Source organism: Sulfurospirillum sp. HTRB-L1 (genome assembly GCF_059415125.1).
This window is the reverse complement of the sequence record NZ_JCAHZR010000008.1, coordinates 1-16927: the sequence shown is the minus strand read 5'-3', so window position 1 is coordinate 16927 and position 16927 is coordinate 1. Positions and strand designations below refer to the sequence as shown.

Below are 16927 nucleotides of genomic sequence, written 5' to 3'. Positions count from 1 at the left end.
CATGCAAAAAACCCTTCACCTTGTCTCATTAGGCTGTAACAAAAACCTTGTCGATAGCGAAATCATGCTAGGCAAACTCAAAGCTTACGCACTCACCAATGACCCAAGCACCGCCGATGTGCTCATCGTCAACACCTGCGGTTTCATCGGGCCAGCCAAAGAAGAGAGTCTTAATACCATTTTTGAACTCCACCAAGCGCGTAAAAAGAACTCCTTGCTGGTAGTGGCAGGCTGTTTAACCCAGCGCTACAGGGAAGACCTCATGAGAGAACTTCCCGAAGTGGACCTTTTTACAGGCGTGGGAGACTACGGAAGCATTGATGAAATCATTGCCAAAAAAGAGAGTCGCTTTAGCCCGCGCGTGTACCTCCAAGACACTTATGACCGCGTCATCACAGGCTCCAACGCCCATGCCTACATCAAACTCTCCGAAGGCTGTAACCAACAGTGCAGTTTTTGCGCGATTCCAGGCTTCAAAGGCAAGCTCAATTCCCGCTCCCTTGAAGACATCGTCGCCGAAGTAACCCACCTTGTCGCCCAAGGTTTTTACGACTTTAGCTTCCTTTCGCAAGACAGCAGTTCGTACTTGCGCGACCATGGCACTCATGATGGGCTTATTGGGCTTATTGACGCGGTTGAGGGCATAAAGGGCGTGCAAAGTGCGCGCATTCTCTACCTTTACCCTTCCACTACTTCCGATGCCCTGATTGACCGTATTGGCGCGTCAGCTTTGTTTCACAACTACTTTGACATGCCTATCCAACACATCAGCGACCCCATGCTCAGACGTATGCGCCGTGGGGCAGGAAAAGCGCGCATCCTAGAACAACTCCTTGCCATGCGCGCCCTACCCAACTCCTTTGTGCGTACCAGCATCATCGCAGGGCACCCCGGAGAGAGTGAGGCAGAATTTGAAGAGGTGCGGTTATTATTAGAGAGTTTCCCCTTTGACCGCGTCACGGTGTTTGCTTACTCGGACGAAGAAGAGACTCTTGCTTATGACATGGAAGAAAAAATCGACGCCAAAACCCTCAACAAACGCCTTAAAACCCTTGAAAAACTGGTAAGTAAAACGGTTGAAGCGTGCTTGGAGACTAGAATTGGCACCCAGACCAAGGTGCTCATTGAGGGCGAAAGTAGCGAACACGAACTCTTTATGGGAGCAAGGGATTTAACGTGGGCTCCTGAAATCGACGGCGAAGTGCTTATTAATGATTCGGACATTGGGGCGCTAGAAGTGGGCAAAACCTACCACGCCACCATCACCCAGCGCGCGGGGGACAAGCTGCTTGCAACCGTTACCGCACCTGCCTGAATCCCTCCTAGAGGGGCTGCGCACCTCCCATAACCTTTTGGCGTTCTCAGGCGGCGTGGACTCCTCGGCCCTCTTTTTTACGCTGTTGCGTCAGGGCATTGCTTTTAGCGTTGCCCATGTTAATTATCAAACCAGACCCCAAAGCGACACCGAAGAGGCCCACGTGGCAGCGCTGTGCAAAAAACACAACATTCAGGCGCATTTCCTTACATGTAAGCTTTCCCCCGGCAATTTTGAACACCGAGCCAGAAAAACGCGCTACGACTTTTTCGAGCGCCTTGCCGCATCACACGGTTTTGACACCTTGCTGACCGCCCACCAATTAGATGACCGCCTTGAGTGGTTTTTGATGCAGTTGTGCCAAGGAGCGGGAGCGGTGGAACTTTTGGGTTTTAAAGCGCAGGAGTCGCGGGAAGGCCTTCGCCTTGTGCGTCCTTTTTTAGAACACACCAAAGCCTCACTCAAAGGGTTTTTACACGCCCACAACCTACCCTATTGCCTTGATGCCTCCAACGATGACCCTACTTTTTTGCGCAACCGCTTTCGCGCGCGCTTTGCAAGACCACTTTTAGAAGAATACAGCGGGGGGATTTTAAATACATTTCGTTTTTTAACTAGCGATGTGGCCCTCCTAGAGGGCACCTTCACCCATCACGCAGAAGAGCTCTTTGTCGCCAAAAACACGCCCTTGGCCTTGCGTCTTGTGGATAAAGCGGCGAAACATTTGGGTATCGTGATGAGCCAAGCCCAACGCAACACAATCGACCAAAAAGATGGGGTCATCGGTGGGCGCGTGGCCGTAGGGTGGACGCAAGAAGCGGTTTTTGTAGCGCCTTTTGTGCAAACGCCCATGCCAAAACCCTTTAAAGAAGCCTGCCGCAAAGCGGGAATCCCTCCCCTTATTCGCCCTTACATGTACACAAAAAACATCGCGCCTAACGTATTAGTTCAAACACTTTAATATTGAAGGTCGCGTGAATAAATGGCCCTTCTGCGCGCATTTCAATGGGAAAATCAGCCTTAACAATGCCCTCATACCGCTTCAAACTTTCTAAAAAAGAATAAAATTTAGCGGGGGTTTTAAGCAAAGAAGTGACTTTGAGTTCGTACATGATAAAATCTTTTTCGTGCTCTTTTTGCTCCAAGCGCGCCAAACTCACCTCTTCAAAAAACTCTCCCACGTAACGCACAAAACGCTCTTCATCAAAGCGGCTTATAAATGCTTCGATCACCTTTTTGTTTTCTATACGCAAGGTTTGAAGTTGTGCCTCTTTCTCTTGCAAGACCGCGCCAACGCGCTGTGTCGTCACAAGTTCATACCCATGGGCCGCTTTTTCACGCTTGTGTTCTTTAATGTTTGGCACAATAAACGCCAACACCATCACCAAGCTTGCCACCAAAAACAGTAGCAAAAACAGTAAAAGTTTAATGAGGTCAAACTCTTCAAGGCTCTTGTCTAGCTTATTCATTGAAACCTTCCGAGTCGATGATTTTGTTGGTAGAAACAAACCGATACCACCCATCATTATCCAAGTAAAACACGGTATTAGAAGCATGGAAAATGGAGCGCAAGGGAGAGGCGAGTAAGAAGTTGTACGTTTCTTTGGAAGGGGTTTGCCCGTAGATTACCAGTGCATTTTTTTCCATCACAACCCGCGAGAGGGTAATTTGGTCTGGCACCAAATCAAAAAGGTTTTTAATGCTTTCGCGCAAAATGTCATTGGACGCGTAAATGCCCTCAGCCACCCCTTTTTGATGCTCAATAAAAGCAATCTGTGCTTCGCTAGATTCGATTTTAGTATGGTACTCTTCGCGCAATGCTACAAGCTGTTGAGACTGCGCGTGGTAAGCACTAATCTTATACACCACGAAAAAATTAAACACACCCATCAAGAGCAAGGTTAATCCAATAAACACCAACCAAATTTTGGAAAAAAGTGAAAAGAGGGGTTTGGGTTTGGGGGTGATAAAACTGTAACTCATAGCCCCACATCCTTCAAGGCCATAGCAGACATGAGTTCCAACGTTTTTACTTTTTGAAGCTGAATGCGCACCATCAGTTCACCTTCTAGCATGTCAAACACGGTTTGGCTGGTTTCGTAATTATCAAAAATAATGATGTCTTCGACAAAATCGCTCTCGTAATTTGGGTTTTGGTAAAACTCTTCGATGGAAGACTTAATGTACTTATACAAGAGCATACTGCGTCCAAAAAGCGCCATGGTATGTTCTGAATCTTTGGCACTTTTTTCCACGTCAATATCTTGTATCAACCCCTCATCAAAGGTTTGCTCCCCGTCTTCTTCATCGCGAACCATCGCTTCAACATTGTCCAAATCGTCCAAATCGTCCAAGCTTTGATAATCCTCCGCCTCGTCAATCTCGTCAAGCTGCACGAGGTTTTCTACGCCTTTTTCTTCTTCAACCTCTTCCCACTCGTTGGCGCCATGCTCACCTAGCTTTTGTTCTTTCTCCCCCACAGTACGAAAAAAAGCACCAAAAAGCACCTTAGCGCCCTTATAGATTGCAATAGCAAAGGAGTCTTTGTGGTTGTACATGTAAAGGGTTGCATGGGAGGGGAATCCCTCTTTTTTCACGCATTCGTGCAACAAGGCAAAGGGCGAATACAACAAATCTAGGCCCAAATCTTCAAACAATCCTTGCGCCCAATTAATCTCAATATAAGACGCGTACACCGACCAGCTTTCGTCTATTTTAATCTGGCGCACGTGTTTTCCATCCACACTGTAGCGCTCAAATTCGCCCACATGGGCAGTAGGAACGACGCCTTGCCCCATGGCATCTAGGAAATATGCTATGTACACATCAAGGCATTCGGCCTCTTTGTGTTTGATGTATTCCACCACTTTGGCGTCTAGCATGTCAGGATCTGGGTTATCAAACGCGGCTTCGTAGCTGCGTTTTGTTTTGCCGTTTTTAATGACTTTGGCCAACAAATGGCACTCGCCACTTTCAATCACCACCGAGACAAAGAGGTTGGAAAAGTAGCGTTGAGGAAAAAACGGCATCTCTCTCCTTTTACAGACCACACCACACCCCTTAAACAGGTGAGTATTGTGCACATATGGTAAACTATTTTCCCTTAAGGGTAGCTCTAAAGCGCCTTAAAATAGCTCTTTGTAAAGCTGTTGGAACTTTTCGCGCATGAGAATGGCACGCTCTTGCAAGGTCTCATCTGTCAGTGGCGTGGGGGAAAGGGCTGTGTACCCTTCAATCATAATTTCACACATAAGTTTAATCCGACTTCGGTCTGCATCGCTCACTTCGCTCTTGGCACTAATGGCATCAATTTGCGCCAGATACTGGTTCCCTTGCGTGATGTAGGCTTCGTACTTTAGAGCAATGGCACTTTGGGTGAGCACGGTAAAGGCCATTTTATTGTAAGGGTCTTTTACATACGCTTGCTCAGAAAGTGCTTGCGCCTTGGCGTAATCCCCCAAAAAGTAATACACCCGCCCTTGGAGAGAGTCTTGGTAAGAGCTATTTAACGCAAAAAAAAGCGCGCTAAGGGCAAAGAGGAGGATCGCTCCTGCTGTAACTATTACTCTAGAAAGCATGGCGCATCAACCTTTCGTGGGTTAGTTTTTTTGCTTCATCCACCTCAAGCATGTGGGTCTCAAAAGGCTCTCCAATAAAAAATTCAATAGTTGAAAAAGGTTTTGGGATGAACAAACGGTCCCAACTTTTTAGTCGCCAAACCTTAGATGCCTGGCAATTGAGCGTGATGATAGGGATTTTCTTTCGCATGGACAACGCCACCACCCCATCCGCCACAGAGTGCCTAGGACCCCTTGGACCATCGGGTGTAACGGCCACATCACTCCCCTTGCCAATCTCCTTAAATGCCTCTTTTAGCACGCTTACTGCACCCCTATTGGAGCTTCCGCGCAAACAGGTGATACCCGCATGTGCTGCGATACGCGCCAAGATTTCCCCGTCTTTGTGCTGGCTAACGATGATAGACAAGGGGCGGTCTTTAGGATAGAACCATTGGTAGAAAAATGGCATCATGAGCAATTCTCCATGCCATAAGGCAAGCACACAAGGCGTTGAGGGAAATTTCCATTCCCCGTGAAGACGCACCTTACATGTAAGGCAAATAGACCGCAAAAGCACACGAAAAAAAAAGGGGCCTAAAAGGAGCGTAAGCCAACGAAGAAAACGTTTACGCAATCACTTCCCCGTACAACACCAACCGCTTAGGGTTGGTAATGCGCACCCGCGATGTTGTTCCCAGTAAAGACACATCCGCAGGGGCTTGCACCAAAAAGTTGCTAAAACTTCGGCCCGCAAGCACGCCCTCTTCGCGCGTCTCTTCCCAGTACACAGCCATCTCTTTGCCCTTTTGTGCCAACGCAATTTCATCTAAGATTTCCCCGTGGCGCTCTTGCAAACGCGCCAACCTCGCCGCAGCCACCTCGGGTTCAATCGCACCCTCCATAGTAGCTGCCTTGGTTAAGGGGCGTGGCGAATACTTAAAAGAAAACATTTGCTCAAAACGCACGGCCTCAAGCACTGCCATCGTCTCTTCAAAATCTGCCTCGCTCTCCCCTGGAAAAGCCACAATAACATCGGTACTAATAGCAACCTCTGGCACCAATGCGCGCAGTTTTTGCGCACGGTCTAGGAACCATTCTTTCGTATACCCTCGCTTCATCTGGCTCAAAATATGGGTCGAACCGCTTTGTAGGGGCATATGCATGGACTTACAAATCTTTGGATTAGAAGCAAATACCTCTAAAAACGCATCGTCCATGTGTAAGGGATGGGGCGAGGTAAAACGAATGCGCTCCACACCCGCCACTTCGCTAACGCGTGTTAGAAGCTCAGAAAAATTTATCTTAGGTTCGTTGCCACTAAAACGTCGGCCGTAGTTGTTGACGTTTTGGCCCAACAAAAAAATCTCTTTCGCCCCTTTTGCGGCGGCTTTTTCCACTTCGCCCAAAATTAACGCCGCAGGAATGGAGACTTCCTCGCCACGGGTCTGGGGCACGATACAATAGGTGCACTGCTTGTCACACCCGATAGAAATATTGACATAGGCTTTGTGCAAGGAGTGGCGAAAATCGCTAAAGGCGTACGTGCTCTCATCATAATCAATGTCCACGTCCATGAACTTTGGCGTACGCACCGCCTTGGTAATCTTCGAGACATTACGCGCGCCCAAAACAAAATCCACCGCGGGTGCACGACGAAAAATCTCTGCACCCAAATGGCTTGCTGTACACCCGCACACCCCAATCTTTGCTCCTGCTTTTTTATGTTTAGCAAAGGCACCAATTTCTGAAAAAAGCTTGTGCACCGGCTTTTCGCGCACGCTACATGTATTAATGACAATCACGTCTGCTTCGTCTGCTTTGGTAGTCAGAGTGTAGGCTTCATCTTTGCTAAGTTCGGCAATCATATGCTCCGAATCGCGCACATTCATGGCGCACCCAAGGGTTTCGATAAAGAGTTTTTTAGACGCTTGCATTAGAGAATGTGGACCTCGTACATGTAATCGCCCTCATCAAGTCCGTATTTTACTTCACGCAAATAGACGCTAAAGTCCTTTGCTTCAAAATATTCCACTAGGGCCACAAGGTCTTTGTGGGTGTTTTCTTTGTCAAAGTAAAAAATCTTTTGGCCATCTTTTAAGAGTGTCTCTTCAATCTTTTCAATCTGCGTAGGTCGCGGTTTTGAGTTAATAGTATTGCGTGCAAGTTTTAATTCCATAGGTCCCTCTTTTGAGTATCTCTCCTGAGTTTTAAAACGCAGGATATCGTAGATAGTCTAACATCATTTCAATAAATATCTTATTAAAGTTAACCAAAGCCCCCATTGAGTATAATACCCCTCTTCCGTGGCAATCAAACCTCACACCTCACCTTGACGTTCGTATTGCAACACTCATACATAAGGAAAAACTGTGGAAAAAATCGTCGATATCATTGAGTCTATTGCCAATGAAAAAGGCTTAAAAATAGAAGAAGTGAAAGCAACCGTTACCCTTGCCATGGCAAAAACAGCCAAGCGTGTTTATGGTGAAGAGTACGAGTACGATGCCATCATCGATGAAAAGAAAAAAACATTAACCTTGTTTCAAAAAGTGATTGTGGTGTGTGCTGAAGATGAGCGCTTGCAAAGTGCGAAGGAAAAATACATCGCCCTAGCCGAAGCCAAAGAGATCGATCCCGATATTGAAATCGGCGATGAACTCACCTATGAGCTTCCCTTGGACAATCTTGGCCGTACTGCCGCAGCTACCTTGCAACGTGAACTAGAATTTCACATCCAACGCCTCTTGGAAACAAAAATCTTTGAAAAATACCAAAACATGATGGGCAAAAGCGTTTTTGGTTCGGTTGTCCGCATCGACAACGAAGAAAACACCTTCATTGAAATCGACGAAGTCAGAGCCGTACTCTCTCGTAAAAACCGCATCAAGGGCGAAAAATTTAAAGTCGGCAATGTAGTCAAAAGCGTTATTAAAAAAGTCTACGTAGACAAAACCTTTGGTATTCGTGTTGAGCTTTCCCGCACAGCGCCTAAGTTTCTTGAATCCTTACTCGCCCTTGAGGTTCCTGAGATTGCTGATGAGCTAGTTATCATCAACAAATCTGCCAGAATCCCAGGAGAACGCGCCAAAGTTGCCCTCACGTCTGTACACCCTAATGTGGATGCGGTTGGCGCAACCGTAGGAACCAAAGGCGTGCGCATCAATGCTGTGAGCAAAGAGCTGCATGGGGAAAATATTGACTGTATCGAATACTCAACTATTCCTGAAATTTTCATCGCCCGAGCCTTGTCGCCCGCCATTATTAGCAGCGTCAAGATGGAAGGGGTGGGAAAAGCCATCGTCACCTTGCAAAGCGACCAAAAATCCAAAGCCATTGGCAAAAATGGCATTAACATTCGCCTCGCTTCCATGCTATGCGGGGTAGACATTGAGCTTGTTGAAATCGGGGGATTGCGTCCTGATGGCGAAGAGAGTAAAGAGCCCAAAGAAGCCCTTAAAGACTTGCGCGCACTCTTTGGCGAAAGCTAAGTGCGGGCCCGCTTGGCGTGAGGATTGAGCTTTAAAAGAACCATGTCTGCAATCATATTTCCAAGCAGCGTCAACAGTGCCCCGATAATGAGAATCCCCATAATCACGGGATAATCACGACTAAGGGCACTTTGATAAAACAACAACCCCATCCCATTAATGGAAAAAATAGACTCCAAAATAACACTGCCTCCAATGAGTCCAGGCAGGGACAATCCAAGCAGTGTCACCACAGGAGGGGAGAGGTTTGGAAGCAGGTAAAAACGAAGGAGCTGCCACCCTTTAACACCCCGTGCGCGGGCAAAAAAGAGGTAATCACTTTTGAGTATCTCTACGGTCAAACTTCGCACATAAAGGGTTAAACTCCCCACTCCCGCAATCACAATTACCCCAACAGGAAGAGCCAAATGCCACGCAAAATCCAACCAATAGGCCACTCCTTCTTTGGCATCCACCGAATGGAGCCCTGCGATGGGAAACCAACCCAACGTGACACTAAACACCAACACCATTAATAGCGCCAGGTAAAAAGAAGGCATGGCGTAGCTCACCAAAGAGGCTTGCTTAATCACCCGATCGGCTGTTTTTTCTTGGCGCATAGCCGCCCAAATACCCAATGCCAAGGAAAGCAAAAACACCCAGACAAGGCTGATGATATTGAGCGTTAGGGTGATGGGAATTCGCTGTAAAATCTCTTCTTTTACCGCTTTTCCACTGGCAAAAGAGATGCCAAAATCCAACCGTGCAACCGCCAAAAGCCATGAAAAAAACTGGTGCCACAAAGGCTTATCAAGACCATACACGCGTTTGAGTTGTTCTAAGGATTCAGGGGTGATGTTGGGATTTAAATCCCCGCTAGCAAAGAAAGAGTTTGGGGCAAGGTGAATCGCCCCAAAGGAGATAATAGCAATGAGAAGCAACATTCCTGCTACGTACAACACCTTGCGTAGCAAGAAAGAGGCCATCTACTTTTGCGCGTCCCACGCGAGGACTGTTTTACCCTCAGTATCTGTGGTCACAGCACCCATGCCCATGATATTGTAGCCTGCGTCCACGTAGTGTACTTCGCCGCTCACGCCACTGCTTAAATCACTCAACAAGTACATGCCGCTGTTGCCCACTTCTTCAATGGTCACATTTTTCTTCAGTGGTGCATTGGCTTCGTTCCATTTTAAAATGGTTCTAAAATCACCAATACCGCTAGCTGCTAAGGTTTTAATAGGGCCAGCACTAATGGCGTTGACGCGAATATTGCGTCCGCCGCAATCTACTGCCAAATACCGCACGCTTGATTCCAGTGCCGCTTTTGCCACACCCATGACATTATAATGGGGCACGTATTTTGGCCCACCAAGGTACGTTAAGGTCAACACCGAACCCCCGTCCTTAAGCACGGGCATGCACGCACGCGTTAGGCTTACAAGCGAGTACACCGAGGTTCCCATCGCAATATCAAAGGCCTCTTTGGTGGTTTCTAAAAAGGTTCCTTCCAACGCTTCACGCGGTGCGTAAGCAACGGAGTGCACCACAAAGTCAATCGTGCCAAAATCTTTTTCCAAAGAAGCAGTGAGCGCATCCAAATGCTCTGGCTTATTTACGTCCAATTCATACACCGCGCTGCTTCCAAGCTCTTCGGCGATGGGTCGCACGCGCTTTTCAAGCGCCTCATTTAAGTAGGTAAACGCCAGTTCTGCCCCTTGATCACGACACGCTTTGGCAATCCCATAAGCAATAGATTTTGTATTTGCAATCCCAACAATAAGCCCTTTTTTTCCCTTCATTATCATCAACATTCTCCTGTTTTTAGTGTGCTGCACTAGCAGCTTCAAGCATTGCCACAAAGGCTTCTTTTTTCCAACTTGCAGACCCTACAAGCACCCCATCACACTCTTTAAGACCCACAATAGCGCCTATATTTTCCACATTCACACTTCCCCCGTACAACAAGGGCGCACTCAGGCGTGTTTTGATGTACCGGTGGGTCTCTTGGATTTGTTCCAGTGAAGCGCTTAACCCCGTCCCGATGGCCCACACAGGCTCATACGCTACGATTAAACGCCCATAGCTTAAATCAATCCCCACTAGTTGCTCTTCCACATACGCTTGCACTGCTTTGATCCCCGCTTCACGCACCTCTTTGGGTTCGCCAATGCAGTAGAGGATTTCCCATCCTTTGTCCAAGGCAAACGCATATTTTTGGCGCACCAACTCCGTGGACTCTTTTAAAAGATGGCGGCGTTCACTGTGGCCTATTAAAACGCTCTTAATCCCAAACTCCTCCAACTGCTCCGCACCAATCTCGCCCGTAAACGAACCGTTTTGAAGAGGGTAAAAATTTTGCGCCCCCACTTTAATATGCTTAGGCAATGCAAAGTTATCTAAAGCTGTCGCAGGAGGAAAAACCCGCACTTCGTGGGAAGTGTCCAAAGCCTTAAGTGCCTCTAGGAATGCTTTTGTAGAAGCGCGGGTGTGGTTGGTTTTAAAATTGCTTGCAATAATCATTCGGGCTTCTTTAAGCGCAAAGGTTTCACGCCAGGAAGCTCCTTGCCCTCAATAAGCTCCAAACTTGCCCCACCTCCGGTGGAGATAAAGGTCATCTCATCCGCATCCCCCGCGCGCGCTACCACATCTGCGGTGTCGCCCCCGCCTACTACCGTCGTGGCGTGCGCCTCGGCAATGGCATGGGACATCTTGATGCTACCTTTGGAAAACTTATCGATTTCAAACACCCCCATAGGGCCGTTCCAAAGAATGGTTTGTGCGTCACCAAGAGCCTCGCGGAACAAACGCATGGAGGCAGGCCCGATGTCAAGTCCCATCCAACCGTGGGGAATCTCTTGGGTAGTGACAAATTTCATCGTGGCCTCTTGGGTGCATGTTTGCGCCGCCACAACGTCTACAGGAAGGTAAAATTTAACCCCCAAGCGCTTGGCTTCATCCATGATTTTCCGTGCTTCGTCCACCAACTCTTCTTCCACAAGGGAGTTGCCCACACTAATGCCTTGCGCCTTTAAGAAAGTGAAAGCCATGCCGCCGCCTACAATGATTTTATCAACGCGGTGCACGAGGTTGTGAAGGGCTTGAAGTTTTCCGCTTACCTTACTGCCACCCACCACAGCCACAAAAGGGCGTGTGGGGCGCTTTAAAAGGTTTTGGGAAAATTGAATCTCTTTTTGAAGCAAAAAGCCCCCTGCTTTTGCCTCATCCGCATAATAATGGGTAATGGCTTCAACCGAAGCGTGGGCGCGGTGGCACACCCCAAAGGCGTCATTGACATACATCTCACCAAAAGCAGCTAGCGCTTCTGCAAAAGCCCCATCGTTTTTGGTTTCCCCTTTTTCAAAACGTAAATTCTCAAGCAACACAATGCCGCCAGGCTTTAGTGCCGCGACTTTGGCTTGCGCATCTGCCCCGATGACATCATTGGCAAAAACAATGTCTTCTCGGCCTAGCAACCGACGCAACCGTTTTGCCACTGGCGCCAAAGAGTGTTTTTCATCTCTTCCTTCTTTAGGGCGCCCCAAATGGCTTGCCAAGACCAAAGAACACCCCTGGTCCAAACAATACCGAATCGTAGGGATGGCAGAACTCACACGACGGTCATCGGTAATGTTCATAAACTCATCCAAAGGCACGTTAAAATCGCACCGAATAAACACCTTTTTTCCCGCAATATCAATATCTTTAATGGAACGAATGCCCGACATCCCGCCTCCCTATTTGCTTACATGTAAGGCCATCTCAACCAACCGCGTTGAGTAGCCCCATTCGTTATCATACCACGCCATGATTTTAACCATGTCCCCATCAATCACCTGGGTTAAATCCGCCGCTACCACACAGCTGTAAGAGGAACTTTGGAAATCTTGGCTCACGCGGTACTCTTCATCCACAAGCATCATTCCCGCTAATTCACCTTGTGCTTTTGCTTTTAGAAGTTCGTTGATGGCTTCTTTCGTGGTGGTTTTGCCCACCAAAACATTCAAATCTACCATCGAGACATTAGGCGTTGGCACACGCACACTTTGCCCGTGCAATTTTCCCTTAAGCTGGGGCAACACAAGGCCAATCGCTTTGGCCGCACCCGTGGTGGTAGGAATCATGTTAATCGCTGCCGCGCGCGCACGACGCAAGTCTTTGGCATGTTTGACATCTAAAATATTTTGGTCATTGGTGTACGCATGGATAGTGGTCATAAGCCCTTTTTTAATCCCAAACGCATCATCTAGCACCTTTGCGATGGGGCCCAAGCAGTTGGTGGTACAGCTGGCATTAGACACAATGGCCTGCCCTTTGTAGTGGTGTTCATTGACCCCTAGCACAAATGTTGGTGTGTCATCTTTTGCAGGAGCGGACATCACCACACGCTTCACCCCGCTGTCAATAAACACTTGCGCTTTTTCTTGGGTTAAAAACGCGCCCGTGCACTCCAACACCACATCCACGCCAAGGGCCGCGAAGGGGAGTTCTTGGGGATTGCGGGTGGAAAACAATTGGACCACATGGTTTCCAATTTGAAGACGGTCGTTGTCTAAAAGGGTGACCTCTTCGTCAAAGGTACCATGGACACTGTCGTATTTTAATAACTGCTTCGTCATTGCACGCTCGGCAGTATCATTCACTGCCACCAGTTCCACATCATCTCGTTTTGCAATAATACGTGTCACACACCGCCCGATGCGGCCAAATCCATTGATTGCTACTTTTAAAGCCATGTCGTTCCTTTTGGTATAATACGCGTAAAATGCGACATTCTAGCAAAACCGAGGTTAAAAAATCGTAAATGAAACTTGCCATGTTTGGAGGCTCTTTTGACCCACCCCATGTGGGCCATGAAGCCGTAATCACCACTGCCCTTTCTCAACTTGAACTTGACTTGCTCGTGGTTGTTCCCACGTGGCTAAGCCCGTTTAAATCCGCCGTTAGCACGCCTGCCTCGTTGCGCCTTACATGGGCAACCAAAGCGTGGGGAAGTATCCCGCGCGTCAACGTCTCTTCCTTTGAGGTAGATCAAGGGCGCCCTGTGCCCAGTATTGAAACGTTGGAGTACTTGCACCGCACCTACCACCCCGATACCTTGTATTTAATTGTCGGTGAAGACAACCTTCTTACCCTGCCTGCGTGGCACCGCTACGAGGAACTTTTGCAGTTGGTCGAGGTGGTCGTTGCCTCAAGAGGAGGCATGTGCCAGACTTCCTTGAAAAAATTGCCCATTCATGTTACTATCTCATCTTCAAAACTTCGGGAACACCTAGACGCTTCCAAGCTACCCAAACCGATTTTTGCAGACATTGTGAATTATTACACACTAAGGAAACCAATGAAAGAACGCATTGAGCGTATCGTCGCCCTGCTTGACGAAAAAAAAGCAGAAAATATCCAAGTCTTTGATATGCACGGAAAAGAGTATTTTGTCGAACAAGTGGTGATCGCAACTACCCTTGGAGAGCGTCATGGCGCTTCTTTGTTGGATGATTTGCGCGAAGTGTTAAAACCAAAAGGGGAAGAGTTCTTACATGTAGACCCTGCTAGCGAATGGGCAGTGGTTGATTTGGGCGATATTCTTATCCACCTCATGACCCCCGCTTACCGCGCGCGCTACAATTTGGAAGAATTTTTAAGCGCGTTTGAAAAACAAAAAATGTAGAGAGCTTTCTCTCTACATTTTATCTTTTGCTTCAATCCCTAAGAGCTTTAATCCTACACGAATACTCACGCCCACAACAGCAAAGAGCTTGAGGAATTTTTCTTCATGCTCGCTGCCAACCACGCGGTTTTCATTGTAAAATTTGTGGAAACTGCTCGCAAGCCCTTTGAGGTATTCTGTCATTTTTTGCACTTGACGGGAGGTAAAAGCGTCTTCTAAAACCTCAGGCAATAACAAGGCTTGAAATAATAAATTTTTTCCCTCAACCCCTAACCCTTCCAAGCTTACATGTAAAACATCTTGGGGCTTTTTGCCGCTTTTTTCAAACACTTGATTGGCGCGTGCATGGGCATAATTGATGTAAAAAATGGGATTAGAGCTGTCTTGTTGCTTGAGCACATCCACGTCAAATTCCAAGTGCGTGTCACACTTTTTACTCAAAAAGATGAACCGTAACGCATCCGCACCAATCTCTTCCACCACTTCACTCATGAGGATAAAATTGCCCGCTCGCTTGCTCATCTTGTAGGGTTCGCCACCTTTTAAAAGGGAAACCATTTGCGCCAACAACACTTCAAGCTTGTTCTCATCGTGCCCTAAAAAGTGGAGTGCCGCCCTCACCCGCGCAATATACCCGTGGTGGTCTGCGCCCCAGATGTTGATGTAGCGATCATACCCACGCATCAATTTGTCATCGTGGTAAATAATGTCACCGGCAAGGTACGTAGGGCGCCCATCTTCGCGCACCACCACGCGGTCTTTTTCATCGCCAAGCTCAGAAGAACGTATCCATGTTTTGCCACCTTCTTCAAAGGTGCTGCCATTATCTTTGAGTTTTTGGAAACTTTCATCCCAACGGTCATACAAGGCTTTTTCACTCACAAATTGGTCAAATACAATCCCCGCATCGGCCAAATTTTGACGGATAAGTTCAAGCATCTTATCTTTGCCCCAAAGGCTAAGGCGAGGAATATTTTCCCTTGTAGCAAACACCTCTTTACCAAGTTCTTCTTTGGCCACAAAGGCCAGCTCCGTGATGTACTCTCCACGGTAAAACTCCTCAGGCCACTCTACTGTTTCGCCTAGCACGTATTGGGCACCGGCAAGGTAAAGGGAGAGGCCCAAGAGTTCCACTTGGTTGCCTGCATCATTGATGTAGTATTCGCTTGTCACCGAATAGCCAAGATGCCGTCCCATGTGGCACAACGCATCCCCGTACACCGCGCCTCTAGCATGGCCGATGTGCAAAGGGCCCGTAGGGTTGGCACTCACAAATTCCAGTAAAATCTTTTGTGTGTGTTCGCCTTTGGCAAAGGTGGCTTCTTGCGCTATCGCCTGGGTGGCGTAGGTGTCTAAAAAAGATTCGCTAAGCTTAAAGTTCACATACCCGCCCACGGCTTGCACCGATTCAAAGGCAGGCTCTTGAGCAAACAAGGCAGCGCACTCTTGGGCGATTATCGCGGGTGCTTTTCGCAATGTCTTGGAAAGGGAAAAAACAGGAGTGGCATAGTGCCCAAAGGTTGGATCTTTGGGCTTTTCTAGGACAAAATCAAAATCTAATTTTTCTGCAATCTTTCGGGAAACGGTCTCTTTCAATGGAGGCCCTTAGGCAGTTTTTGTTTCTGAGGTAGTCTCAGCAGCCGTAGCAGTTTTTGTTTCTTCAATCTTTTCAGATTCTGCTTTTTTAACCTCTGGTTCATCTTCTTTCATTTCACTCTTGAAGCTTTTAATCCCCTTACCAATACCCTTTGCAAGGTCAGGAATCTTCTTGGCCCCAAACAAAAGCACAACAATCGCTAAAATAATGAGTAGTTCTGGCATACTCGGCATACCCATGGTATCTCCTTTTTTTACATGTAAGTGTCAAATTTAAAATCCGCCCATTATACCACAGCCAAGGGCGTTTTAGTCTACGTTAGCCCAGGCCCCAATAAAACTTTCGGCGTCCAAACGTGATGTTTTATGGCGCGATGCCTTAGCAATGCACATCAAATCACCAAAGGTTCGCTCTAGGTCATCATTGATGAGTAAATAATCATAATCGTGCATGCATGTCATCTCACTCACGGCATTGTTAATGCGCCGTTCTATCACCAAAGGGGTGTCTGTCCCCCGCTCCTTGAGGCGTCGCTGAAGCTCTACTTGGTCTGGCGTGGTGATAAACACCGAGGTCGTAAGGTTGCCAAATTTTTCGCGTACAATTTTATGGCCTTGCACGTCGATGTCAAAAATAACAACCCTGCCCTCTTGAAGGGCCTTTAAGATAGGTTTTAAAGAGGTGCCATAATAATTATCGTGCACCTTTGCCCACTCCAAAAAAGCGCCCTCGTCGATGTCTTTTTCAAAGGCTTCTTTGCTGATGTAGTGGTAATTCACCCCTTCCGCCTCTCCCATCCTAGGTTCTCTTGTGGTGGTGGAAATGGAAAAATAGGCCCCCTCGAGCGTGCTTAAAAGGTGGCGCAAAAGCGAACTTTTTCCCGAACCGCTTGGCCCAGAAACCACTAAAATATTGCCCTTCACTGCTTATTCTCCATCAAAACTGATTGAGATATTGATTTTCATGGTTTTGAGGGCTTCTTTGAGCTTGGTTTGTTCAAAGGCGCTCGCCAAAGCCTTGCCAACCTCTTTTTTAATCTCTTCCCTGAGGGCTGTTGTATCTTCACGGACCTTGGTTTTCACCTCTTCTACTGCCTCACCAAGGGCAGCTTTGAGTTCAGCTTCGCTTAGGCCACCAAAGGGGTCATCAAGGGTACTAACGTCCAGCCCCACAGGAGTCGTGGTCAAGAAAATCTCTTCTTCTTGGACAAGGTCTTCTTCCTTCTCTTGCTCTCTTTCTTGTTCCAGCTCTTCTTCAGGGGCTTCTAAAATCGCGACTTCATCCAAAGATTCTTCTTCATCCAAAGATTCTTCTTCATCC

The 16927-nt window shown here is 47.6% G+C and carries 19 protein-coding genes and 2 pseudogenes; 5 read left to right on the top strand and 16 right to left on the bottom strand.

Annotated features, from left to right (window positions below; genetic code table 11):
- The first annotated feature begins 1 nt into the window (after position 1).
- Complete coding sequence (gene rimO, locus AC5SLM_RS11965) at positions 2-1315, top strand: 30S ribosomal protein S12 methylthiotransferase RimO (protein ID WP_495251194.1); 1314 nt, start codon at positions 2-4, stop codon at positions 1313-1315.
- Positions 1290-2276: a tRNA lysidine(34) synthetase TilS gene (gene tilS, locus AC5SLM_RS11960; protein ID WP_495251193.1), complete on the top strand. Its 987-nt coding sequence runs from the start codon at positions 1290-1292 to the stop codon at positions 2274-2276. The genes rimO and tilS overlap by 26 nt, the downstream gene beginning before the upstream one ends.
- Here the strand turns inward: tilS and AC5SLM_RS11955 are convergent.
- From AC5SLM_RS11955 to AC5SLM_RS11925, 7 genes are all read right to left on the bottom strand, one after another.
- Positions 2251-2784, bottom strand: coding sequence for a hypothetical protein (locus tag AC5SLM_RS11955; RefSeq protein WP_495251192.1), 534 nt, complete (start codon positions 2782-2784; stop codon positions 2251-2253). The genes tilS and AC5SLM_RS11955 overlap by 26 nt on opposite strands.
- Positions 2777-3298 (bottom strand): hypothetical protein, encoded by a 522-nt coding sequence (locus tag AC5SLM_RS11950; protein WP_495251191.1) that lies wholly within the window; start codon positions 3296-3298, stop codon positions 2777-2779. The genes AC5SLM_RS11955 and AC5SLM_RS11950 overlap by 8 nt, the downstream gene beginning before the upstream one ends.
- Positions 3295-4344 (bottom strand): DUF8341 domain-containing protein, encoded by a 1050-nt coding sequence (locus AC5SLM_RS11945; RefSeq protein ID WP_495251190.1) that lies wholly within the window; start codon positions 4342-4344, stop codon positions 3295-3297. Before AC5SLM_RS11945 ends, AC5SLM_RS11950 begins: the two co-directional genes overlap by 4 nt.
- A gap of 96 nt (positions 4345-4440) precedes the next feature.
- The gene (locus AC5SLM_RS11940; RefSeq protein WP_495251189.1) at positions 4441-4893 is read right to left on the bottom strand and encodes a hypothetical protein; all 453 of its coding nucleotides are present in this window, start codon (positions 4891-4893) and stop codon (positions 4441-4443) included.
- Positions 4883-5509 (bottom strand): lysophospholipid acyltransferase family protein, encoded by a 627-nt coding sequence (locus tag AC5SLM_RS11935; RefSeq protein ID WP_495251188.1) that lies wholly within the window; start codon positions 5507-5509, stop codon positions 4883-4885. Before AC5SLM_RS11935 ends, AC5SLM_RS11940 begins: the two co-directional genes overlap by 11 nt.
- Positions 5502-6809 carry a tRNA (N6-isopentenyl adenosine(37)-C2)-methylthiotransferase MiaB gene (miaB, locus tag AC5SLM_RS11930; RefSeq protein WP_495251187.1) on the bottom strand — a complete coding sequence of 436 codons (1308 nt, stop codon included), beginning with the start codon at positions 6807-6809 and terminating at the stop codon, positions 5502-5504. The genes AC5SLM_RS11935 and miaB overlap by 8 nt, the downstream gene beginning before the upstream one ends.
- Complete coding sequence (locus AC5SLM_RS11925) at positions 6809-7051, bottom strand: HP0268 family nuclease (protein ID WP_495251186.1); 243 nt, start codon at positions 7049-7051, stop codon at positions 6809-6811. The genes miaB and AC5SLM_RS11925 overlap by 1 nt, the downstream gene beginning before the upstream one ends.
- A gap of 193 nt (positions 7052-7244) precedes the next feature.
- On the opposite strand from AC5SLM_RS11925, the gene nusA reads away from it, so the two are divergent.
- The gene (gene nusA / locus AC5SLM_RS11920) at positions 7245-8363 is read left to right on the top strand and encodes a transcription termination factor NusA (RefSeq protein ID WP_495251185.1); all 1119 of its coding nucleotides are present in this window, start codon (positions 7245-7247) and stop codon (positions 8361-8363) included.
- Here nusA and AC5SLM_RS11915 read toward each other — a convergent pair.
- The 5 genes from AC5SLM_RS11915 to gap are packed head-to-tail and all read right to left on the bottom strand — an operon-like array spanning position 8360 to position 13078.
- Positions 8360-9328, bottom strand: coding sequence for an ABC transporter permease (locus AC5SLM_RS11915; protein WP_495251184.1), 969 nt, complete (start codon positions 9326-9328; stop codon positions 8360-8362). The two genes, nusA and AC5SLM_RS11915, sit on opposite strands and share 4 nt — an antisense overlap.
- On the bottom strand, positions 9329-10150 hold the full coding sequence (gene fabI, locus AC5SLM_RS11910; RefSeq protein WP_495251183.1) for an enoyl-ACP reductase FabI: 822 nt from the start codon (positions 10148-10150) through the stop codon (positions 9329-9331).
- 16 nt (positions 10151-10166) lie between these two features.
- On the bottom strand, positions 10167-10865 hold the full coding sequence (locus tag AC5SLM_RS11905) for a triose-phosphate isomerase (RefSeq protein ID WP_495251182.1): 699 nt from the start codon (positions 10863-10865) through the stop codon (positions 10167-10169).
- On the bottom strand, positions 10862-12070 hold the full coding sequence (locus AC5SLM_RS11900) for a phosphoglycerate kinase (protein ID WP_495251181.1): 1209 nt from the start codon (positions 12068-12070) through the stop codon (positions 10862-10864). Before AC5SLM_RS11900 ends, AC5SLM_RS11905 begins: the two co-directional genes overlap by 4 nt.
- Positions 12071-12079: 9 nt before the next feature.
- Positions 12080-13078 (bottom strand): type I glyceraldehyde-3-phosphate dehydrogenase, encoded by a 999-nt coding sequence (gene gap, locus AC5SLM_RS11895; protein WP_495251180.1) that lies wholly within the window; start codon positions 13076-13078, stop codon positions 12080-12082.
- Positions 13079-13146: 68 nt separating this feature from the next.
- Between gap and nadD the strand changes: the two are divergent.
- Positions 13147-13638 (top strand): annotated as a pseudogene (gene nadD, locus AC5SLM_RS11890) (nicotinate (nicotinamide) nucleotide adenylyltransferase); the annotation flags it as partial.
- Positions 13639-13683: 45 nt separating this feature from the next.
- Positions 13684-14010, top strand: a complete 327-nt coding sequence (gene rsfS / locus AC5SLM_RS11885) for a ribosome silencing factor (protein ID WP_495251309.1) — start codon at positions 13684-13686, stop codon at positions 14008-14010.
- 12 nt (positions 14011-14022) lie between these two features.
- Here rsfS and argS read toward each other — a convergent pair whose 3' ends face one another.
- The 4 genes and pseudogenes from argS to AC5SLM_RS11865 form a co-directional block, all read right to left on the bottom strand.
- Positions 14023-15606, bottom strand: a complete 1584-nt coding sequence (argS, locus tag AC5SLM_RS11880) for an arginine--tRNA ligase (protein WP_495251179.1) — start codon at positions 15604-15606, stop codon at positions 14023-14025.
- A 9-nt stretch (positions 15607-15615) separates the two neighbouring features.
- The gene (tatA, locus tag AC5SLM_RS11875) at positions 15616-15846 is read right to left on the bottom strand and encodes a twin-arginine translocase TatA/TatE family subunit (protein WP_495251178.1); all 231 of its coding nucleotides are present in this window, start codon (positions 15844-15846) and stop codon (positions 15616-15618) included.
- Positions 15847-15915: 69 nt separating this feature from the next.
- Positions 15916-16530: a guanylate kinase gene (gene gmk, locus AC5SLM_RS11870; RefSeq protein ID WP_495251177.1), complete on the bottom strand. Its 615-nt coding sequence runs from the start codon at positions 16528-16530 to the stop codon at positions 15916-15918.
- A gap of 3 nt (positions 16531-16533) precedes the next feature.
- Positions 16534-16927, bottom strand: a pseudogene (locus AC5SLM_RS11865) (hypothetical protein); the annotation flags it as partial.